The sequence below is a fragment of the Crossiella sp. NPDC003009 genome (assembly GCF_053591555.1).
The window spans coordinates 128,507-148,358 of sequence record NZ_JBSFUA010000009.1; the positions used below are offsets into that span (position 1 = coordinate 128,507).

Sequence of the window (19,852 nt, forward strand, 5' to 3'; positions counted from 1 at the left end):
GTCACACCATCCGGCCGCTTGATCTCGACCCCTCCGGCGGGTTTGACTGTCTCCCGGTGACGACCTGTCGCTTCTGGGGGGCGTGGGCACTGTCAACCACGGTTTGTCCACGTGGAGGCGACGAGTGCGTTTCGAACTGCTTGGCCCGGTGCGGGTGCTGGACGACAACGGCGACGAGGTGGGTGTCGGCGGTCCTAAGCCCCGAGTGCTGCTGGCCGCGTTGTTGCTGGCCAGGGGCCGGATGGTGCCCGCGGACCGGCTGCTGCGGATCCTGTGGGACGACAACCCGCCGGACACCGCGGGCGGGGTGCTGCAGTCCTATGTGGCCCGGCTGCGCCGCTCGCTCAAGGACGCCGCGGGCGCGGCGGCCCCGGTGCTGGCCACCCGGCCGCCGGGCTACCTGCTGGAATTGGGTGAGGCCACCCTGGACCTGGCCGAGTTCGAGCGGCTGACCGCCCAGGGCAGGCGGGAGATCGCCGACGGGGCGGCCGAGGCCGCGGCGGCGACCCTGGCCGGGGCGCTCGCGCTGTGGCAGGGACCGGCGCTGTCCGGGCTGCCGGGACTGTTCAGCGAGACCGAGGCGGCCCGGCTGGACGACCTGCGCTGGACCGCGGTGGAGGACCGGGCCGAGGCGCTGCTCGCGCTCGGCCGCGGCGCCGAGGTGGCCGGGGAGCTGAGCCCGCTGGTGGCCGATGTGCCGCTGCGCCAGCGGTTACGCGGGCAGCTGATGCTCGCGCTGTTCCGCGCCGGGCGGCAGGACGCCGCGCTGGAGGTCTACCAGCAGGGCAGGCGGGCCATGGTCGAGCAGCTGGGCCTGGAACCGGGGCCGGAGCTGCAACGCCTGCAGGAGGCCATCGTCCGCTGCGACGAGAGCCTGCACACCGCACCGGGCGCCGCGCCGGTCGTGACCACCCCTCGGCCGGCCGCGGACTGGACCACACCGGGTCAGCTGCCGCCGGACATCGCCGACTTCATCGGCCGCGCCGAGCACATCGCCACCCTGCGCGCCACGCTCACCGCGGCCGGCCGGCGGGCCACGCCGATCTGCCTGATCAGCGGCATGTCCGGGGTCGGCAAGTCCACCCTGGCGGTCCGGGTCGCGCACGAGGTGCGGGCGGAGTTCCCGGACGGGCAGCTCTACGTGGACCTCAACGCGGTCGAGCGCGCGCACCTGCCGGTCACCGAGGTGCTGGCCCGGTTCCTGCGCGCCACCGGAGCGCCCACCGCCGAACTGCCCGAGTCCACCGAGGAACGGCTCAGCCTGTTCCGCACCCGGCTGGCCGCCCGGCGGGTGCTGCTGGTGCTGGACAACGTCACCGACCTGCCGCAGCTCAACCTGCTCACCCCCGGCGCGGCGGGCTGCGGGGTGCTGGTCACCTCCCGGCGGCGGCTGCTCGGCGTGCCCGGCGCGGTCGGCGTGGAACTGGACGCGCTGCGCCCGGCCGAGGCGGTGGAACTGCTCGGCGCGGTCGCGGGCGAGGCCAGGGTGGACGCCGATCTCGAAGCGGCGCAACGGGTCTGCGAGCTCAGTGGCGGGCTGCCGCTGGCCGTGCGCACCGCGGGGGCCAAGCTCGTCTTCCGTCCACAGTGGACACTTCGGCAGCTGGTGGACCGGCTCGACGACGAACGCCGCCGCCTGGACGAGCTGGCCGTCGGCGATCTCAAGGTGCGGCCCAGCATCGGCCTGGCCGTGCGCGGCCTGCCCGCCGACGCCCAGCGCGCCTTCTGGCGGCTGAGCCTGCTGGACCTGCCCACCTTCCCGAGCTGGGTGCTCGGCGCGGCCCTGGACCTGCCGCCCGCGGCGGCCGAGGCGCTGCTGGACGAGCTGCTCGACGGCTACCTGGTCGACTTCGCCGGGGTGGACCGGGCAGGGCAGGCCCGCTACCGCATCCACGACCTGGTGCGGCTGCTCGGCCGCGAGCTCGGCGAGAGCGCCGAGACCGAGGACGACCGGCGGGCCATGCTCACCAGGGTCATCTCCGGCTGGCTGGCGTTGGTGCGCAAGGCATCCACCGAGGTGCCCTCCGGCGCGCTGCCGCTGCTGCCGGTGGTGGAGCTGGACTGGACGCCCCCGGAGGACGCGCTGCGGGCCGCGGCGGGCGCGCCGGGGGAGTGGATCGAGACCGAACAGCTCGGGCTCACCATCAGCATCGAACAGGCCACCGCCGCCGGACTCGGCGTGCCGGCCTGCGCGCTGGCCTCCGCGCTGCTGTCCTTCCTCACCGCCCGGCAGCAGTTCGCCGAATGGCTGCGCGCCCGCAAGGTCGCCCTGGAGGCGCTGCGCCGGGCCGAGGACCGGCGGGCCGAGGCCGCGCTGCTGGTCGGGCTGGGCCACTTCTGCTACGAGCGGGAGCGGTTCACCGAGGCAGGCGAGCACTTCGAGCAGGCCATCAGCCGCTTCGAGCTGGACGGCCAGCGGCGCGGGGTGGCCATCGCCCGCTCCGGCCTGGCCACCGTGCGCGGCGAGCAGGGCCGCTTCGCCGAGGCGCTGGACCTGCTCGCGTTGGCCCGCCCGGCCCTGGCCGAGGCCGGGGACGCCGAAGGCCTGGCCTACCTGGACAACCGCACCGCGCGGATGCACCTGGAGCTCGGTTCCTTCGAGGCCGCGCGCAGCGTCGGCGAGCGGGTGCTGACCGCCTACCGGGAACTGGACAACCGGCGCGGGCAGGCCTGGGCGCTGCGCAGCCTCGGCCTGGTGCACCGGGCGATGGGCCAGTGGCGGCGGGCCGCCGAGCTCAGCGGGGAGTCGCTGACCCTCTTCGGCGCCACCGGCGACCGGCTCGGCGCGGCCTACGCCCAGCAGGCCCTGGCCAAGGCGCTGCTGCGACTGGGCGAGACCGAGCGGGCCCGGCCGCTGCTGGACGACGCGCTGGCCACCGTCACCGCGCTGCGCGATGACTTCGGGCAGGCGCTGCTGCTGCGCACCCTGGCCGAGCTGTGCCTGGCCACCGGCGCGCTCTCGGCCGCCGCGGCCTACGTGCAGGAGGCCGAGCTCCGCTGGCGCGGCCTGGACATGGCGCTGTGGCGGGCCCGCACCCTGCTCACCTGGGCCGAGCTGGACCGCCGCCGCGGCTTCGCCGCCGACGCCGAGACCAGGCAGGCCGAGGCGCTGCGGATCTTCGCCGAGCTGGGCAGCAGGGAGGCGGGCGAGCACCGGTCCGTGCCTGCCGCGCGCCGGGAGTCGCCGGAGGAGCGGCCGGGGCCGGTGGCTCAGGGCGCGGCCAGCCCGGCGCGGTAGGCGTAGCGGGTGGCGTCGGCGCGGTTGCGGGCGCCGATCTTGGCGAAGGCGTTGTTGATGTGCGTCTTCACCGTGGCCTCGCTGATGAACAGCGCGCTGGCGATCTGCGGGTTGCTGCGGCCCTGCGCGATCAGCGTGAGCACCTCGGCCTCGCGCGCGGTCAGGCCGTCCGGCGGGCGGTGCGGTTTTGCCGGTTCCTGGCGGGTGAGCGCGGCGACCAGGCGCTGGGAGACCTCGGGCGCGAAGGTGGACTGGCCGGTGGCGGCGGCGCGCAGGGCGGCGGCGATCTCGGCGCGGCCCGCTTCCTTGGTCAGGTAGCCGCGGGCGCCCGCGCGCAGCGCGTCGGCGATGGAGTCGTCGTCGGCGTAGGTGGTCAGCACCAGCACCGCGACCGTGGGGAAGCGCTCGGTGATCAGGCGGGTGGCCTCGATCCCGTCCAGCACCGGCATCCGCAGGTCCATCAGCACGATGTCCGCCCCGCGTTCGGCCAGCAGCGCCAGCGCCTGCTCGCCGTCCCCGGCGTCGCCGACCACCTCGATGTCCTCGACCAGCCCGAGCAGGGCGACCAGGCCCTCGCGCATGATCTGCTGGTCGTCGGCCACCAGCACCCTGATGGTCATTCCGGCACCTCCGCGCGCACCAGCCAGCCGTCCCCCTCCGGGCCCGCGGTGAGTGTGCCACCCAGCAGGGCCAGCCGCTCCCGCATCCCGGTCAGCCCGAACCCGCCGCCGGGCAGCTCCGTCCTCGGCGTGCCGGCCGCGTTGCGCACGGACAGCCGGACCGCATCGTCCACATAGGACAGATCGACCTCGATCGGCGCGCCCCCGGCGTGTTTGGCCGCGTTGGTCAGGGCCTCGCGGGCGGTGCGCTGCAAGGAGATCTCCGCGCCCGGCGAGAGCGGCCGGGTGCGCTCGGTGATGGTCAGCCGGACCGGGGTCTGGTGGTCCCGCCGGTGCGCCTCGACCAGCTCGGCCAGCGCCGAGGGCAGCGGGCGGACCTCCTCGCGCAGCGCGGACACCGCGGCCTTGGCCTCGGCCAGCCCCTCCACCGCCAGCCGCCGGGACCGGCGCACCCTGGCCAGCGCCGCCTCCGGGTCGCGGCCGTCGGCGAGCAGCGCCTCGGCCACCTCCAGCTGCACGGCCAGCGCGCCGAGGGAGTGCGCGAGCACGTCGTGCAGCTCGCGGGCGATCCGGGTGCGCTCGGTCTCGGCCAGCAGCCGGGCCGCCTGCGCGGTCTGCTGCCGGTGCTGCCGCTGCACCAGGCCGAGCAGGGTGAGCAGGGCGAAGACCGCCATGCTGCTCAGCACGGCCACCGTGCCGCGCCCCCACAGCAGCCCGCCGGTGAGCACCAGCACCACGTCCACCGCGGCCAGGGTCAGCCCGGCCGGCACGCTGGCGGCGACGTGCGAGATGAACACCATCGCCGAGACCGCGGACATGGTGGTGGCCGAGGCGTCCGGCACGCCGACCACGCAGGCGCTCAGCAGCGAGCAGGCCGCCAGCGCGGCCAGCGCCCGCCGCGGCGAGCGCTTGGTCAGCGCCAGGAACACCAGCCAGCACAGGAAGGACGGCCCCAGCAGCAGCCAGGCCCACCAGGGCGTGTCCGGTGCGCTGACCAGCGCGTACACCAGCAGCGCGGTGACCAGTACGTGCATGGCCCTGCGCTCGTGCAGGGTCGGCGGCGCGGTCATGGGGGCAGTCTGCGCGAGCCGGGCGGTCAGCGCCGCACCGGCTGGCCCACCCTGGCGGCCAGCACCAGCGACTGGGTGAGCAGGCTGGCCCCCAGCGTCAGCATGATCGCGCCGCCGCCGCTGGTCAGGGTCGCGCCGAAGCCGTGGCCGAGGAAGCCGAGCAGCACCCGCAGCCCGATGAGCCCGGCCCACACGCCGATCGCCGGGCCGCGCATCCTGGTGAAGATCCGGCCGTCCCGCAGCTGGACCTCGCTGGTCCTGCCCAGCCCAACCCCGGCGCCGAGGGCGAGCAGCAGGCCCAGCACCAGGAAGACCAGGTCGACCGGGGTGATGTGGTAGTCGGGGCCCAGCTTGTTCTTCAGCTGGAGCAGCCCGATGCCGGTGAGGATCGCCGGGCCGATCCACACGTCCTCGCCGTGCTTGGTCAGCTCGTGCCAGTTCATCCGGCGGGCGATCACGAAGGCCACGACGGCGAGGGCCAAGGCCCCGTTGACCAGGGTGCTCAGTGTCATGGCACCAAGCTAGGAAGATCAGGGGGTGGAGTTCGTGGGCTCAGGGGTGGACTCGGGGGTGGAGATCGAGCCGGGCGGCGGCCACTCCTGCTCCGGCACGCCGGGGAACAGCCGCCGCAGGTAGTAGTCGGCGGTGGCCATCGCCTCCGCGGGGGTGCTGTTGTCCAGCAGGATGTCCGAGCCGAGCGAGTCGGCGATGCACCACAGCATCATCGACTCCTTGTCCGGGTCGATGCCCGGTGCGGTCACCCCTTGCTCCTGGGCCGCGCGGATCATGTCGGCGAAGAAGTTGAACAGCTTCGGCTGGCCCTGCAGGTAGATCCGGCGCAGCGAGGGCTCGTTCAGCGCGCGGATGAAGTAGGCGATGCCGACCAGGCGGCCGGTGCGGGTGTGCTCGTCGATGGGCAGCGTCTCCACCATGCAGGCGCGCAGCACCGCCCACGGCGGCGGGTCGCCCGCCAGCTCGCGGGCCAGCCGGGCGCGCACCCGGTCGCCGGTCTTCACGCTGCTGAACTCCAGCGCGAACTCCAGCATGTGGTCCTTGGTCTTGAAGTAGTGCTGCACCGAGCCCATCGAGACCCCGGCCTCGGCCGCCACGTCCCGCAGGCTCACCGCCTCCATGCCGTGCTTGGCGACGATCCGCCACAGCGCCTCGGCGATGTGCCGCCGACGTTCCTCGTGGTCAACCTGCTTGGGCACCGACAGCCACGCTTTCTTAATGCGGACGCATTGCAAAGGCCTCCGCGTCCCGGTTACCATGCAACCGCATTGTAACCGGCCGGGAGCCGGGACATCAGGGGATCAACTGGGGAGTTGTGATGCAAGTCCAGGTCAGCGAGCAACAGAGTCCGGCGCGGAGCTTGCCGCCGTTCGCAGCAGGCCCGGTTGTGACGGTTGCCGGAGTGCTCGGCGTGCTGCTGTTCGTCTTCGCCGAGCGCTACGGCACCTTCGGCGACGAGCTGTACTTCATCGCCGCGGGCAAGCACCTCGACTGGGGCTATGCCGACCAAGGGCCGCTGGCGCCGCTGCTGGCGCTGGTCACCGAGTCGTTGTTCCCCGGCTCGCTGACCGCGCTGCGCTTCCCCTCGCTGCTGATGACGATGGCCATCGTGGCGGTGACCGCGCTGATCGCCCGTGAGCTGGGCGGCGCGCGGCGGGCGCAGACGCTGGCCGCGCTGGTCACCGTGGCCTCGCCGTTCACCCTGGGCAACGGGCACCTGCTCACCACCAACACGCCGGACATCCTGATGTGGGCGCTGGCCTGCTGGCTGCTGATCCGCTGGGTGCGCACTCAGCGCGACTCGGTGCTGCCCTGGCTGGGCGTGGTCACCGCGGTCGCCTTGCAGTCCAAGTTCCTGATGGCCGGGTTCTGGGTGGCGCTCGCGGTCGCGGTGCTGGTGTTCGGGCCGAGGGAGCTGCTGCGGCGGCCGATGTTGTGGCTGGGCGCGGGAATCACGGTGCTGGCCACCCTGCCGAGCCTGTTGTGGCAGGCCGGACATGGCTGGCCGCAGCTGGGTATGACCGGGGTGATCGCGGCCGAGGGCGAGTTCATGCACGGCGGCCTGCTCGGGTTCGTGCCGATGATGCTGATGCTGGTCGGGCTGCTCAGCGGGCTGGTGGTGCTGCTGTTCGGGCTGTGGCGGCTGCTCCGCGGGGGTGAGCTGCGGCCGTACGCCTTCCTGGGCTGGACCTTCCTCGGCGTGGTCGCGCTGTTCCTGGTCGCCGGCGGCAGGCCGTACTACGTGGCCGGGATGTTCCCGGTGCTGTGGGCGGCCGGCGCGGTGGAGCTGTCCAGGGTGCGGGTGGCCGGGTGGTGGCGCTGGTCGGCGAGCCTGCCGGTGGCGGTGCTCTCCGCGGCGGCCATGTCCTTCTTCGGGTTGCCGCTGGAGCCGGTGCACAGCCGGGCCGGGACCGGGTCGGTGGACTTCATCAGCACGCACAGCGTGGGCTGGCCCGAGCTGGCCGACCAGGTGGCCAAGGCCTACCACGCGCTGCCCGCCGAGCAGCGGGCCAGGACGGCGCTGCTGACCAGCTCCTACTGGCAGTCCGGCGCCCTGGACCGGTTCGGCCCGGCACGCGGACTGCCCAAGGCGCACAGCGGTTCCCGGGGCTACTGGCACTTCGGCGCGCCGCCGGAGACCGCGGACACCGTGCTCTACGTGGGCCGCCCGCTGCCCGCGCTGACCGAGTCCTTCGGCACCGTCACCCAACTGTCCACTTTGGAGACCGAGCTGAAGGCGAACCGGGCGGTGGACGGGATTCCGCTGCTGCTGGCGCAGGGACGCAAGGGCACTTGGGCCGAGTTGTGGCCCCGGTTCCGGAAGCTGGCCTGAGCCATGACCACACGAGCGGACTTCGCCCGGCTGCCGGTGCTGGCGGTGACCGCGGCCTACGCGGTGGTGCTGCTGGCGTTCAGCGGCCGCTACGACCTCTTCGGCGACGAGCTGTACTTCCTCGCCGCGGGCAAGCACCTCGACTGGGGCTATGCCGACCAGGGTCCGCTGGCGCCGTTGCTGGCGCTGGCCATGGACTCGCTGTTCCCCGGCTCGCTGACCGCGCTGCGACTGCCGGTCGCGCTGCTGACGCTGGCCGGGACCGTGGTGGCCGCGCTGATCGCCCGCGAGCTGGGGGGCGGCGCGCGGGCCCAGGTGGTCACCGCGGTCGTCTTCGCCGGGGCGCCGGTGATGATCTCCGGCGGGCACCTGCTCGGCACCGGGGCGGCGGACACCCTGGCCTGGGAGCTGGCGGTGCTGGTGCTGCTGCGCTGGCTGCACACCCGGCGGGACGTACTGCTGCTGTGGCTGGGGGTGGTCACCGCGTTCGCCTGGCAGGCCAAGTTCCTGATGGTCGGCTTCTGGGCGGTGCTGCTGGTGTGCGCGCTGGTGTTCGGGCCGAGGGAGCTGCTGCGGCGGCCGATGTTGTGGCTGGGCGCGGGAATCGCGGTGCTGGCCACCGTGCCCGCACTGCTGTGGCAGGCCCGGCACGGCTGGCCGCAGCTGGGCATGACCGGGCAGATCGCGGCGGAGGCGGCCACCGGCACCGGCGGCGCGCTCGGCTTCCTGCCGATCATGCTCTTCGGCGCCGGCCTGCTCACCGGCGCGGTGCTGGTGGTCTACGGGACCTGGCGGCTGCTGCGCGCGCCGCAGTGGCGGCCGTACGCCTTCCTCGGCTGGACCTTCCTCGGTCTGGTGCTGGTGTTCCTGGTGGTCGGCGGCCGCCCGTACTACGTGAACGGGCTGTTCCCGCTGCTGTGGGCGGTGGGCGCGATCGAGGTGGAACGCCGGACGGCCGGACGCTGGTGGCGCTGGGCGGCGGCCTGGCCGGTGGCGGTGGCCTCCGCGCTGGCCATGCTGTTCCTGGCACTGCCGGTGCAGCCGGTGGAGCAGGCCGCCGCGCGGGACTCGGCCGACTTCACCAGCGTCTACAGCACCAGCTGGACCGAGCTGGCCGACCAGGTGGCCGCCGCCTACCACCGGCTGCCGCCGGCACAGCGCGCCCGCACCGCGGTGCTCGCGGTGACCTACTGGCAGGCCAGCGCGCTGGACCGCTACGGGCCGGAGCGCGGACTGCCCAGGGCCTACAGCGGTTCCCGCGGCTACTGGTACTTCGGCGCGCCACCGGAGTCCGCGGACACCGTGCTCTTCGCCGGACCGGCCGTGCCCTACCTGACCGAGTCCTTCGCGCAGGTCCGCCAACTGTCCACTATGGACACTCGACTGAAGTCCAACCTGCTGGTGCAGGACGTGCCGTTGCAACTGGCCACGGGCCGCACCGGCTCCTGGGCCGAGCTCTGGCCACGTTTCCAGAAACTGGGGTGACACCATGACCACACCGACCCACACCGCGCCCAGGCTCCGGCCGCCGCGCTACCGGGTGGACCCGAGGGCCCGCCGCTGGTGGACCGTGCAGGCGCTGCTGACCGTGACCGGACCGGCGTTCCTGGTCGCGCTGACCATGACCACGCTGTCCCTGCTGTTCTTCCCCGGCGCGCTGCGCTGGCTCGGCCCGCTGCTGCTCGGCGTGCTGGTGCTGCCCGGCCTGGCCTACCTGCTCATCATGCCGCCGTGGCGGTACCGGGTGCACGCCTGGGAGCTGGGCAGCACCGCGGTGTACTCGGCCAGCGGCTGGTTCTGGCAGCGGCGGCGGATCACCCCGCTGACCAAGGTGCAGACCGTGGACACCGTGATCGGCCCGATCCAGCGCGGTTTCGGCCTGGCCACGGTGATCGTGACCACCGCCTCCACCGCCGGCGACGTGCGGATCTCCGGGCTGGGCCTGGACGACGCGACCGAGCTGGCCCGCCGGATCGGCGAGGCCGCCGCGGTGGAGGAGGCGTGATGGACTGGCGGAAGCTGGACCCGCGCATGATCGCGGTGCACACGAGCTGGCTGGCCGCGCCCGCCGCGTCCTTCCTGGCCGCCCTGTGGATCTCCGGCGGCCACCTGGACCTGCGCGGCTGGCTCACCCTGGCCGGGATCACGCTGGGCTTCCTGGCCTTCACCGCGGCCGGGATCGCCTCCTGGGCCAAGACCAGGTACCGGCTCACCGCCGACGCGGTGGAGGTGCGCACCGGGATGTTCACCAAGAAGCTGCGCACGGTGCGGCTCAACCGGATCCGCAACGTCGACCTCACCGCCAGTCCGGTGCACCGGCTGTTCGGGGTGACCACGCTGCGCATCGGCACCGCGGGTTCCAACGACGGGGACAGCGAGGTCAAGCTGGACGCGCTGGCCGCTCCGGTGGCACGGGCGCTGCGCACCGAGCTGCTGGCCCGCGCCACCCGCACCGCGGCCCAGGACCCGGTGGTCTCCACCCTGAGCTGGCGCTGGCTGCGGTACGCGCCGCTGACCTTCTGGACCTTCGGCGGCGTGGTCGTGGTGGCCGGTGCGGGCTACCGGGCGCTGGAGGCCATCGGCATCGAGTCCTGGCGGCTCCCGGTGGTGCGGCAGCTGGCCGCCGAGTTCGGCTCCAGCGCGCTGTGGCTGACCATCCCGCTGGCCCTGCTCGGCATCACACTGCTGGGCGCGGTCGGCGCGCTCGGGCTGTACGTGGAGGGCTGGTGGCGGTACCGGCTGGAATGGGTCAGCGACAGCCTGCTGCGGGTGCGGCGCGGGCTGCTCACCACCCGCTCGGTGTCCATCGAGCGGCGCAGGCTCTTCGGCGCGGTGCTGCGCGAACCGCTGCTGCTGCGCTTCGGCGGCGGCGCCAAGGTCAACGCGGTGGCCGCCGGGCTGGGCACCGAGCAGCAGGACAGCGAGCGCAGCGCGGTGCTGCCGCCCGCGCCGCGCGCCGAGGCGCTGCGGGTGGTCGCCGGGGTGCTGCGGGAACCGGTGTCCCCGCTGGCAGACCTGGTGCTGACCGCGCACCCGAGGGTGGCGCACCGGCGGCGGATCGTCCGCGGCCTGCTGCTGGTGACCCTGCCCCTGCTTGTGGTGCAAGGGGTTCTGGGCTACCTGCTGACCGATGTGCTGCTGCACCTGGCCTGGAGCACCGCGCTGGCCAGCCTGCCGTTCGTGCTGTGGTTCGCCAGGGACGCCTACCGCAACCTCGGCCACGGCCTGTCCGGGCGCTACCTGGTGGCCCGCTCCGGCACGATCAGCCGGGACACCGCGGCGCTGCGCCGGGAGGACGTGCTGTCCTGGACCTTCGCCGACACCCCGTTCTCCCGGCGGGCCGGGGTGGTCACGCTCACCGCCGCGGTGGCCACCGTGGTGGGCGGGTACCACGTGCGCGACATGGCCGAGGCGGACTCGGCCGGCTTCGCCGAGCGGGCCGTGCCGGGCATCCTCACCGAGTTCCTAGACACCGACGGCGACCGGGAACAGCTCCCGGCGGAGCTCGTGCACTGCGGTGCGGGCGGCCCGGTTGGCGCCGATGGTGCTCGCTGACGGGCCATAGCCGACCAGGTGCAGCCTGGGCTCGGCGGCGGGATGCCCACCGGCCATCACGATCCCGCCGCCGGGCTCGCGCAGCTTCAGCGGGGCCAGGTGGTTGAGCGCGGCCCGGAAGCCGGTGGCCCAGATGATCGTGTCTGCCCGCTCGTGCGAGCCGTCGGCCCAGGTGACGCCGTCGGGGGTGATCCGCTCGAACATCGGGCGGCGGCGCAGCACCCCGCGCGCTCGCAGGTCCTTGATCAGCGGGGTGAGGGCGAGGCCGGTGTTCCAGACCACGCTGCGCGGCGGTTTCCCGGCCCGCACCGACTCCTCGACCTTGGCGATGATCGCCCGGCCGCGTTCGACGGTGAACTCGCCCTCGCTGAACTCCGGTTCCCGCCGGGTCACCCAGATCGTCTCCGCGATCGGGGACAGCTCGTCCAGAAAGCGCAGCGCGGAGGCCCCGCCGCCGACCACCACCACCCGCTGCCCGGCGAACTCCGCCGGTCCCCGGTAGTGCGCGGTGTGCAGCTGGCGGCCGGAGAACTCGCGCGCGCCGGGGTAGTGCGGCCACAGCGGGTGGCTCCACGAGCCGGTCGCGTTGATCACGCCGCGGGCCCGCCAGGAGCCTTCCGGGGCCTCGATGAGGAAGTCCGCGCCCTCGTGCCGGACCGAGCGGACCCGCACCGGCCGGATCACCGGCAGGTCGAAGCGCTGCTCGTACTCGGTGAAGTAGGCGGAAAGCACCTCGGCGGCCGGGCGGCCCGGGTCGGGCACGATCAGCGGCAGGTCCTGCAGGGCGTGGAAGCCGTGCACGTCGGCGTAGCGCAGCGAGGGCCAGTAGTGCTGCCAGGCGCCACCGGCGTGCGGGGCCGAGTCCAGCAGCACGTGGTCGATCCCGGCGCGGCGCAGGAAGTACGAGCTGGACAGGCCCGCCTGGCCCGCCCCGATCACCACCACGTCCGTGTCCACGACCACCGGAACGCCGGTGGGCGGGTGACCCATTCCCCTGCGGAAGGAAGGTCACACCCGCCCACCGGCACGACGACCGCGAGGGTCGGTCGCCGACTGGGACCTACGGGGCGCCGGTGGTCAGCGTGTAGCTGCCGGAGCCGCTGTAGGCGTGCACCCGGTAGCGGTAGTAGCCCGCGGTGCCGGCGTAGCTGACCTTCTCGGTGTTGCCGGGGCTGGCCGACTCGGCCACGTCCGCCCAGGCGCTGCCGTTCCACTTCTGCAGGTACAGGTCGAAGTCCGTGCCGGAGGGACCGCTGAGGCAGCCGGTGTGCGTGCCGGCGGCGGTGGACTGGTAGTAGCTGTTGTTCGGCTGGTACGCGCTGCCGCCGGCGCCGAGCGAACCGGAGTACGTGCCCTTGCCGCACTCACCGCCGGGCGGCGGGTTGCCACCGTCGGTGAGCAGGGTCAGTCCGTAGGTCTGCAGGATCTCGTTGACCGGCTGGAAGTAGGTGGTGCCACCCGAGCGGCAGTTGCCGGAGCCGCCGGAGGTGACCCCCTGGGCCTGGTTGCCCGCCAGCAGCGAACCGCCGGAGTCACCGGGTTCGGCGCACACGCTGGTCTGGATCAGCCCGGACACCGTGCCCTGCGGGTAGGTCACCGAGGAGTTGCGCGCCTGGATGGCGCCGCAGTGCCAGCCGGTGGTCGACCCGGACCGGCACACCGTGGACCCGACCGGCGCGTCCTGGGACCCGGCCACCGCCACCCGGCCGCCGCTGTAGTTGTTCACCGCGCCGACCGGGGTGTTGCCCGCGGCCACCTGCACCCAGGCGTAGTCGTTGCCGGGGAAGCTGGAGCCGCGGAAGGTGCCACTCGGGTTGCTGGTGGAGGCCCCGGTGTTGCCGCAGTGCCCCGCGGTGACGAACCCGCCGGTGACCGAGAACCCGACCGAGCAGCGCGAGCCCGAGCCGATGTTGTAGGCGTTGCCGCCGACCACGTCGATCAGCGGCCGGGCCTGCTCCAGGCTGGACTCGAACCGGACCGCGCCCGCCTGCGCCCCGCTGGCCAGCACGAACGCCCGCGCCGCGGCCAGCGCCTCCGGCCGGGACCGCACCACCACGCTGTTGCGGGCGGGGTCGACGTACCAGCCGTGCACCGTGCCGGGCGCCTTCGCCGCTGCACTGTCCAAAGTGGACTTGACCGCGTCCAGTACGGGTTCGGCGCGGCTCACCAGCTTCGGGATGCCACCGGCCTGGCGGACCGCCTCGGCGCGGGCCTGGCTGGTGACCCCGGCGACCAGGCGGCCGCTCGAGTCGAGCCAGGAGCCGCCGTCGGCGCTGGCGGCCACGCGCTTGCGCACCGAGCGCGCCAGGTCCTCCACGGCGAGCCGGGCGCGGGCCTGGTCGGCGGAGAGGCCAAGGTCGCGCTGGAGGGCGGCGAACAGGCCGGGGTCGACCTCGGCGGGCGCGCCGGCCGAGGACGGGGCCACCGCGGCGGACAACGCCATGGTGGTGAACGCGGCGACCAGCAACGCGGATAGGCGTCGGCTCATGCCGGTGTCTCCTTGGAGGGCAGGGATGCAGGGACCTGCACGTTAGGCCCGGCTCAGCCCGCGGAGGGAGATACCAGTTACCTCATACCGAAGCCGGGATGCCCCGCCAGCCACTCGGTGTAGCGGGGGCTGCGGCTGACCACGTCGGCGTAGGCGGCCAGCGCGTGCCCGGCCATCCGCTCCGCCGCCGCCGAGGTCTGGCCGTCGATGTGCCAGCCGATGAACTGCCGCCAGCGCAACGGGATGCCCGCGATCGGCACCGGGACCACGCCGGTCCACTCGCGGAAGGTCGGCTGGCACAGCGCGACCGCGTCCCCGGAGCGGACCAGGTCGACGCAGCTGACCACGTCCGCCTCGTACAGCTCCCTTGGCGCGAACCCGGCGCGGGCGCAGGCGGCGGCGAAGCAGTCGCCGAAACAGCCGTCGCCCGGGGTGGCCGCCCAGCGCGCCTCGGCCAGGTCGGCCAGCTCCAGCTCGTCCTTGTCCGCCAGCGGGTGGTCCTCCGGCAGCAGCACGAACACCGGGTCCACCGCGAGCAGCCGCCATTGCACGCCGGGCGCGTTCGGCGGCACGGCCTCCCCGCACGCCCCGACCAGTGCGAAGTCCAGGCGGCCGGCGGCGAGCAGCTCGGTCAGCTCGTCGCTGGAGTAGGAGGTGTGCGGGGAGATCCGCGCCTGCGGCCGGTCCGCGCCCAGGTGGTGCATGAGCCCGCCCAGCATCGGCCCGTTGGCCGAGCCGATCCGGAAGTGCGTTGCGCCCTCATCGCCTGCCGAGTTGGCCAGCCGTGCGGCCTCCTCGCGCAGCTCGTTGACCGCGGGCAGCAGCAGCCGGGCGCGGGCCAGCACCAGCTCACCCAGCTGGGTGGGCCGGGAGCCGCGCCGGTCCCGCTCGAACAGGGCGCCGCCCAGCGCGCGTTCGATCCGGTTGAGCTGGGCGGTGAGCGCCGGCTGCGCCAGACCGAGTTTGGCGGCCGCCTTGGTCACGCTGCCGGTGTCCGCGACGGTGCAGATCACCCGCAGATGCCGCAGCTCCAGTTCCATAAGACGACGCTAAATCCCTTGCCGCTCAGGCGGAAGGGTTTGCCTCCAGCGGAGGAAACCGGTGTTCGTTGCGATCGATCTTGGCATGCGCCTCGGCCGGGAGGTCCAGACCACAGACATCGGCGAAACGCACCAGGTAGAGCAGCACGTCGGCCACCTCGTCGGCGACCCGCTCGCGCAGCGCGCCACCGTCGAGCTGCTCGGCGATCTCCTTGTCGCCCAACCACTGCAGCTCGGAGACCAGTTCCCCGACCTCGCCGGAGAGCGCCATGGCGAGGTTGCGCGGGGTGTGGAACGGCTCCCACTCCCGCGCCGCCGCGAACTCCCGCAACCGGGGCACCAGCTCGTCAAATCCACGCATGCCCGAACCCTAGGCCGTATCCAATCGTTGCCTGAGCAGGGCCAGCTCCCGCCGCCGCCGCAACGGTGGAACAGCACCAGCACCTCGCGCTCGGCCGGCGGCACCTCGGCCAGCCCCGCCCTGATCGCCGGTACCTCCTGCACCGCATCGGCCGAGGCAGCCCCTTCAGCGCCGCGAGCCAGGCTTTCTGGGCCAGGTCGTCGGCGGTCTGCGGGGTGCTCATCCGGCGCAGGTAGGTCCACCGCGGCGGGTGCCAGGCCCGCACAGTCGGCATTCCGCCCCGCCAGGTTCACGACCCTGGGTAACGGCCTGGTCAGCCCCCGTGACCCGGCTTGCTGTCGATCTACCTAGTCATCCAGACTCGCACACGTGTTCGACCGAACGGTGCAACTCGCTCCCTCCCTTGGCCGGGTCTACGACCGCAGCAGACCGGTCTGGGTGGACCTCAACGAGCTGTACCGGCACGGCTTCCTCGGCGACGCCTCCTCCGCCACCCTGCTCATCCGCCAGCAGGGCCTGGTGGTCAGCGGCCGGGTCCCGGGCACCCTGCACGCCTGGCTGCGTACCGAGGAGGGCTACTGGGCGGGGCTGGTGTCCTTCTGCATCGCGGGCCGGGCGGAGAGCACGGTGCCGCCGCTGGCCCTCAAGCACCTGGTGCCGAGAGGGGCGCTGCGGCCGAGGGCGCCGGAGGAACGGGGAGGGGAGCGCCGGTACTAGGCGGCTCCTCGGCGCCGTCCTGGGAGGACGGCGCGGTGGACACCAGGGCCACCGGCACCTCCTCCGGCGGGGTGAAGGCCGAGTCGGGGCGCATCCGGGGTGGCTGGGCGGCCCAGGGCTTCAGGCTCTGCAGCACGTCCTCGTAGAAGCGGTTGATCGCCTCCAGCACGGAGTCGATGAACGAGCCCCGGCCGGTGCCGCGCTTGCCGCCCAGCGGAAAGGTCTGCGCCACCCGGAAGGACCTGATCTCCTTCTTCGGGTCCTCGATGAGCACCGCCGGATCAAGCCGCACCGCGCGCAGCAGCTCCGCCGCGCCCGCGCCCCTGGCGTGCAGCGCGAAGGACTCCAGCCGCACCTGCTCTGGGGCGTCCTTGAGCTGCCGCACCAGCCAGTTGACCCGGGTGGTCGGCCTGCCCTCCCTAGGCGCGTCGAGGTCCACCTGGCAGCACACCTGGTTCGCGCGCAGGTCCGCGGTCACCCGCAGCGTGCCGACCGTGTCCGGGATGCGGATGCCACCGCTGAACGTGCCCCCGTTGACCAGCTGTGCCACCTGGCTCTGCACCCGCAGCTGCGGTTCGGCCAGCTCACGGCGGCTCAGCGCGGGCACCACCTCGGCGCCGAGCTTGCGGCCCAGCTGCAGCCCGGCGAAGCGCAGCAGCGCGTCGAAGCGCAACGCGACCTCGGCCGCGGCGGCGTCGGTGGCGCGCAGGGTGCCCGCGCCGACCGCCTCACGCAACCGCACCCAGCTGGGACCCATGTCCTCGAAGGCCATCGCGCCCGACCGCGGGTGCTCCAGGTACCGGATCAGCTCGCCGAGGATCCACGCCTGGTCCGGGTCGGCGACCCCGCGGTGCTCCTTCTGCAGCACCGCCTCGCAGAGCACGTGCGTCCAGGACCAGTGGTGCAGCGCGACCTTGCGCAGCTTGCGCTTGTCGACCTTGGCCGGGTGCTGGCCCGGCATCGCCGGGATCTGGTTGGAGATGGTGATCAGCGCGTCGAAACCCTGTTCCCGCGCCAGGTCCAGGTAGTTCTCCAGCTGTTCGGCGCCCAGCTCGTTCGTGCCGGTCTTGACCTCCACCAGCGCGGTCCAGCTCCGCTGACCCCTGCTGACCCGGATCAGGCCATCCGGGATGACCTTGCGCTCGCCCAGCTGGAACGGGACCTCGATGTAGGTCCGCACGGCGCCGGCCGGGGCGCCCAGCGGCTGGGTGAGCACCCGGCCGAACTCGCGCACCGCGGCGAGCACCGCCAGCAGCGCGGAGGTCGCGCGCCGCTCCTGCTCCTCGGCGCCGTTGATGCCGGACGTCGGGATCAACCGGGCGGAATGCCAGGACTCCTCGGACAAGAACGCCTCCCCCGCACGTGGTCGGCGCTCCTCCGGCCGACGCTGCACACACGGAGCGTCGTGAATTGCTGACCCGGCGTTAGCGATCTTCCGCGGCGTTGTCCGATCGTGTCCGCTCAGCCCCGGTAGTGCCCCGGCCAGTCCGCGTGCCGGATCCGCCTGATCTCCCGCACCCCGCCCACCGTCCCCCACTCATCCCGCCCCAGCCGCGACAACGGCCGCAGCAGCTCCACGGATGGCAGCCCGTCGTGGACCACCTCCGCCGCCACCGCCGCGTGCACCACCCGCCCGAACACCACCGTGGAGTCACCCAGCCGCAGCGTGCTGTGCAGCACGCACTCCAGCGCGGCGGGGCTGGTGGCGGCCCGGGGTGGCTTGACCTTGAGGCTGGGTTCGCGGGGGATGCCGACCGCGTCGAACTCGCTGGTGGCCGGCGGGAAGTCGGTGCCGGTGGCGTTGACCTGGGCGAAGTTCGGCTCGTTGGCCAGGTTCACCACGAACTCGCCGGTGGCCTCCACGTTGGCCAGGGTGTCCTTGCGGCCCACCGAGGTGAACTGCACGATCGGCGGGTCGACGCAGGCCACGGTGAAGAACGAGTGCGGGGCGAGGTTGTCCACGCCCTCGGCCGAGACCGTGGACACCCAGGCGATCGGGCGGGGCAGCACCACGGCGGTGAGCAGGCGGTAGAACTGGCCGGAGCCGGTGGCCTCCGGGTCGAAGTCCAGGCGCATGCCCCCGATCCTCGTTCAGCGATGCCGGCGCAGCAGCTCGGCCTCCCACTGGCCGCGGATCATCTCGGTGAGCGTGGACTGCCGGGGTGACCAGCCAAGACGTTGCCTGATCAGCGAGTTGTCGCCGACCGAGCGCGCGGACTCGCCGGAGTTGGCCGGGCGGTGCGTGACGCGGATCTCCCGGCCGGTCACCTCGCGCACGGTGTCCACGATCTCGGTCACGCTGGCCGGGATGGCGCCCACGTTGTACACGTCGAACCGGCCGGGCGTGGCGTCCTCCAGCGCCGCGACCATGGCCCTGGCCACGTCGTTGACGTGCACGAAGTCCCGGACCGCCGAACCATCGCCGTTGATCTCCACCGAGGGCAGGTGGCCGGCCGCCACGCCCACCGTCCTGGTGATGATCCGGGTGTCGTCGTAGTCGCCGAGCTCGCCGACCGCGCCGGCGATGTTGAAGATCCGCAGCACCACCGCGCCCAGCCCGCCGGTGGCCACCTGCCAGCGGATGGCCTCCTCGGCGGCGACCTTGGAGGCGGCGTAGGGGTTCTGCGGGGCGACCGGGGTGGTCTCGTCGATGGGCTGGCGCTCCGGGTTGCCGTAGACGCTGGCGGTGGAGGCCATCACCAGCCTCGGTTTCACCCCGGTGACCTCGGCCTGCCTGGCCAGCGCCTCCAGCACGTGCAGGGTGCCGCCCAGGTTGACCCGGTAGTACAGCGTGGGGTGCGCGAAGGCCTCGCGGATCCTGGTCAGCGAGACCAGGTGCACCGCGGCGTGCACCCCGTCCGCGGCCGCGAGCAGGCCCTCGCCGTCCAGCACGTCGCCCCTGCGCAGCTCCACCCCCTCGGGCACGTTCACCACTGAGCGGTGGACCAGCGCCACGACCTCGTGGCCGGTCTGGGAAAGTTGGCGTACCACGGCTTGTCCCACATAGCCGCTCGCGCCGGTGACCAGGACTCGCATACCACCATCTCACCAGAAGGAAATGGGTGCACCGGCAAGTTTTGTGGCCTTCACACGGAGGTCGGGATTACCTTACTCCGGTAGGGAGAAACGCTGTGACAGGGAGTTGTTCGCATTGGGCCGTTCGGGGCATTATCTGCTGGCTATCGGGTGAGTAGTGGACCTTTCCCCTCCATATTCCCCAGCGCCAACGTCGACCCTTCCTCTATGAGCGCGGAAGGGCTCGGGGCGGCCAGCCGGGTTTTACTGGCCGACGTCGGGCGTCGTCGCAGCGTGCGCCGGGGCACGGTGCTGTTCAGGCAGGACAACGAGTCGGACTCGGTCCTGCTGGTCGAGCACGGCCTGCTGCGCATCTCGGTGGTCAGCCAGGACGGCACCGACAGCGTGCTCGCGCTGCGCGGCAGCGGTGAGCTGGTGGGCGAGTTCGGCGCGATAACCGCACGTCGGCGCTCGGCCACCGTGGTCGCGCTGACCGACTCGACGGTCGTGGTGATCGCCTCGGCCCGGTTCCGCTCGCTGCTGCGCCAGTTCTCCGGCCTCGCCTGTGACGTGCTGTCGTTACTGGTCACCCGAGTGGATGAATCTGACCGGCGGCGGCTGGAGGTGGGCACCTGCACGGTGTCCCAGCGGCTGGCCCGCTTCCTCGGCGAGCTGGCCGCCACGCACGGCACCGAACGGGCCGACGGCGGGGTGGAGATCGCCGCGCAGCTGACCCAGGAGGAGCTGGGCAGCGCGATCGGCGCGACCCGTGAGTCGGTGTCCAGGGCGCTGGCCGAGCTGCGCGACGACGGCCTGCTGTCCACCGCGCGGCGGCGGATCACCATTCTGGCCCCCACCCGGCTGGACTCCTACCTTGGGACGTAAGACTGAATCACACCTCAA

Annotated in this window: 18 protein-coding genes; 7 read left to right on the forward strand and 11 right to left on the reverse strand. The window is 73.1% G+C overall.

Annotated elements, in window-relative coordinates:
• Positions 1-124: 124 nt before the first annotated feature.
• Positions 125-3,238, forward strand: coding sequence for an AfsR/SARP family transcriptional regulator (locus tag ACWDY5_RS13065; protein WP_449722421.1), 3,114 nt, complete (start codon positions 125-127; stop codon positions 3,236-3,238).
• On the opposite strand, the gene ACWDY5_RS13070 is transcribed toward ACWDY5_RS13065, so the two are convergent.
• Genes ACWDY5_RS13070 through ACWDY5_RS13085 form a run of 4 tightly spaced genes read right to left on the reverse strand, consistent with a single transcriptional unit; the run spans position 3,211 to position 6,139 of the window.
• A complete protein-coding gene (locus ACWDY5_RS13070) occupies positions 3,211-3,858 on the reverse strand; it encodes a response regulator (RefSeq protein ID WP_449722422.1) in 648 nt (215 codons plus the stop codon). The genes ACWDY5_RS13065 and ACWDY5_RS13070 overlap by 28 nt on opposite strands.
• Entirely contained in the window at positions 3,855-4,928 is a 1,074-nt protein-coding gene (locus ACWDY5_RS13075) for a sensor histidine kinase (RefSeq protein WP_449722423.1), read from the reverse strand. Before ACWDY5_RS13075 ends, ACWDY5_RS13070 begins: the two co-directional genes overlap by 4 nt.
• Positions 4,929-4,954: 26 nt before the next feature.
• Positions 4,955-5,440: a hypothetical protein gene (locus ACWDY5_RS13080; RefSeq protein WP_449722424.1), complete on the reverse strand. Its 486-nt coding sequence runs from the start codon at positions 5,438-5,440 to the stop codon at positions 4,955-4,957.
• A gap of 18 nt (positions 5,441-5,458) precedes the next feature.
• A complete protein-coding gene (locus ACWDY5_RS13085) occupies positions 5,459-6,139 on the reverse strand; it encodes a TetR/AcrR family transcriptional regulator (protein WP_449722425.1) in 681 nt (226 codons plus the stop codon).
• Between the two features lie 188 nt (positions 6,140-6,327).
• Between ACWDY5_RS13085 and ACWDY5_RS13090 the strand changes: the two genes are divergently transcribed.
• Genes ACWDY5_RS13090 through ACWDY5_RS13105 form a run of 4 tightly spaced genes read left to right on the forward strand, consistent with a single transcriptional unit; the run spans position 6,328 to position 11,328 of the window.
• Positions 6,328-7,773: a glycosyltransferase family 39 protein gene (locus ACWDY5_RS13090; protein ID WP_449722426.1), complete on the forward strand. Its 1,446-nt coding sequence runs from the start codon at positions 6,328-6,330 to the stop codon at positions 7,771-7,773.
• 3 nt (positions 7,774-7,776) lie between these two features.
• Positions 7,777-9,258 (forward strand): glycosyltransferase family 39 protein, encoded by a 1,482-nt coding sequence (locus tag ACWDY5_RS13095; protein ID WP_449722427.1) that lies wholly within the window; start codon positions 7,777-7,779, stop codon positions 9,256-9,258.
• Between the two features lie 4 nt (positions 9,259-9,262).
• Positions 9,263-9,778 carry a PH domain-containing protein gene (locus ACWDY5_RS13100; protein ID WP_449722428.1) on the forward strand — a complete coding sequence of 172 codons (516 nt, stop codon included), beginning with the start codon at positions 9,263-9,265 and terminating at the stop codon, positions 9,776-9,778.
• The gene (locus ACWDY5_RS13105; RefSeq protein WP_449722429.1) at positions 9,778-11,328 is read left to right on the forward strand and encodes a PH domain-containing protein; all 1,551 of its coding nucleotides are present in this window, start codon (positions 9,778-9,780) and stop codon (positions 11,326-11,328) included. Before ACWDY5_RS13100 ends, ACWDY5_RS13105 begins: the two co-directional genes overlap by 1 nt.
• Here ACWDY5_RS13105 and ACWDY5_RS13110 read toward each other — a convergent pair.
• From ACWDY5_RS13110 to ACWDY5_RS13125, 4 genes are all read right to left on the reverse strand, one after another.
• Positions 11,239-12,291, reverse strand: a complete 1,053-nt coding sequence (locus ACWDY5_RS13110) for an NAD(P)-binding domain-containing protein (RefSeq protein ID WP_449722430.1) — start codon at positions 12,289-12,291, stop codon at positions 11,239-11,241. The genes ACWDY5_RS13105 and ACWDY5_RS13110 overlap by 90 nt on opposite strands.
• 97 nt (positions 12,292-12,388) lie before the next feature.
• Positions 12,389-13,816, reverse strand: a complete 1,428-nt coding sequence (locus ACWDY5_RS13115; protein ID WP_449722431.1) for a S1 family peptidase — start codon at positions 13,814-13,816, stop codon at positions 12,389-12,391.
• A gap of 77 nt (positions 13,817-13,893) precedes the next feature.
• Entirely contained in the window at positions 13,894-14,856 is a 963-nt protein-coding gene (locus tag ACWDY5_RS13120) for a LysR family transcriptional regulator (RefSeq protein ID WP_449722432.1), read from the reverse strand.
• Positions 14,857-14,881: 25 nt separating this feature from the next.
• A complete protein-coding gene (locus ACWDY5_RS13125) occupies positions 14,882-15,217 on the reverse strand; it encodes a nucleotide pyrophosphohydrolase (protein ID WP_449722433.1) in 336 nt (111 codons plus the stop codon).
• A 369-nt stretch (positions 15,218-15,586) separates the two neighbouring features.
• On the opposite strand from ACWDY5_RS13125, the gene ACWDY5_RS13130 reads away from it, so the two are divergent.
• Positions 15,587-15,934: a hypothetical protein gene (locus tag ACWDY5_RS13130; RefSeq protein ID WP_252481853.1), complete on the forward strand. Its 348-nt coding sequence runs from the start codon at positions 15,587-15,589 to the stop codon at positions 15,932-15,934.
• On the opposite strand, the gene ACWDY5_RS13135 is transcribed toward ACWDY5_RS13130, so the two are convergent.
• The 3 genes from ACWDY5_RS13135 to ACWDY5_RS13145 form a co-directional block, all read right to left on the reverse strand.
• Complete coding sequence (locus ACWDY5_RS13135) at positions 15,861-17,279, reverse strand: hypothetical protein (protein WP_449722434.1); 1,419 nt, start codon at positions 17,277-17,279, stop codon at positions 15,861-15,863. The genes ACWDY5_RS13130 and ACWDY5_RS13135 overlap by 74 nt on opposite strands.
• A 116-nt stretch (positions 17,280-17,395) precedes the next feature.
• On the reverse strand, positions 17,396-18,010 hold the full coding sequence (locus tag ACWDY5_RS13140) for a flavin reductase family protein (RefSeq protein WP_449722435.1): 615 nt from the start codon (positions 18,008-18,010) through the stop codon (positions 17,396-17,398).
• A 15-nt stretch (positions 18,011-18,025) separates the two neighbouring features.
• Positions 18,026-18,970, reverse strand: a complete 945-nt coding sequence (locus ACWDY5_RS13145) for an NAD-dependent epimerase/dehydratase family protein (RefSeq protein ID WP_449722436.1) — start codon at positions 18,968-18,970, stop codon at positions 18,026-18,028.
• Positions 18,971-19,177: 207 nt separating this feature from the next.
• Here ACWDY5_RS13145 and ACWDY5_RS13150 point away from each other — a divergent pair, with 207 nt between their 5' ends.
• The gene (locus ACWDY5_RS13150) at positions 19,178-19,834 is read left to right on the forward strand and encodes a Crp/Fnr family transcriptional regulator (protein WP_449722437.1); all 657 of its coding nucleotides are present in this window, start codon (positions 19,178-19,180) and stop codon (positions 19,832-19,834) included.
• Positions 19,835-19,852: the final 18 nt, after the last annotated feature.

What these genes read in the sequence shown, in the direction of transcription:
- ACWDY5_RS13070 (WP_449722422.1), bottom strand. Translation starts at nt 3,858, where the DNA reads ATGACCATCAGGGTGCTGGTGGCCGACGACCAGCAGATCATGCGCGAG.
- ACWDY5_RS13075 (WP_449722423.1), bottom strand. Translation starts at nt 4,928, where the DNA reads ATGACCGCGCCGCCGACCCTGCACGAGCGCAGGGCCATGCACGTACTG.
- ACWDY5_RS13080 (WP_449722424.1), bottom strand. Translation starts at nt 5,440, where the DNA reads ATGACACTGAGCACCCTGGTCAACGGGGCCTTGGCCCTCGCCGTCGTG.
- ACWDY5_RS13095 (WP_449722427.1), top strand. Translation starts at nt 7,777, where the DNA reads ATGACCACACGAGCGGACTTCGCCCGGCTGCCGGTGCTGGCGGTGACC.
- ACWDY5_RS13100 (WP_449722428.1), top strand. Translation starts at nt 9,263, where the DNA reads ATGACCACACCGACCCACACCGCGCCCAGGCTCCGGCCGCCGCGCTAC.
- ACWDY5_RS13105 (WP_449722429.1), top strand. Translation starts at nt 9,778, where the DNA reads ATGGACTGGCGGAAGCTGGACCCGCGCATGATCGCGGTGCACACGAGC.
- ACWDY5_RS13115 (WP_449722431.1), bottom strand. Translation starts at nt 13,816, where the DNA reads ATGAGCCGACGCCTATCCGCGTTGCTGGTCGCCGCGTTCACCACCATG.
- ACWDY5_RS13120 (WP_449722432.1), bottom strand. Translation starts at nt 14,856, where the DNA reads ATGGAACTGGAGCTGCGGCATCTGCGGGTGATCTGCACCGTCGCGGAC.
- ACWDY5_RS13125 (WP_449722433.1), bottom strand. Translation starts at nt 15,217, where the DNA reads ATGCGTGGATTTGACGAGCTGGTGCCCCGGTTGCGGGAGTTCGCGGCG.
- ACWDY5_RS13140 (WP_449722435.1), bottom strand. Translation starts at nt 18,010, where the DNA reads ATGCGCCTGGACTTCGACCCGGAGGCCACCGGCTCCGGCCAGTTCTAC.
- ACWDY5_RS13145 (WP_449722436.1), bottom strand. Translation starts at nt 18,970, where the DNA reads ATGCGAGTCCTGGTCACCGGCGCGAGCGGCTATGTGGGACAAGCCGTG.
- ACWDY5_RS13150 (WP_449722437.1), top strand. Translation starts at nt 19,178, where the DNA reads ATGAGCGCGGAAGGGCTCGGGGCGGCCAGCCGGGTTTTACTGGCCGAC.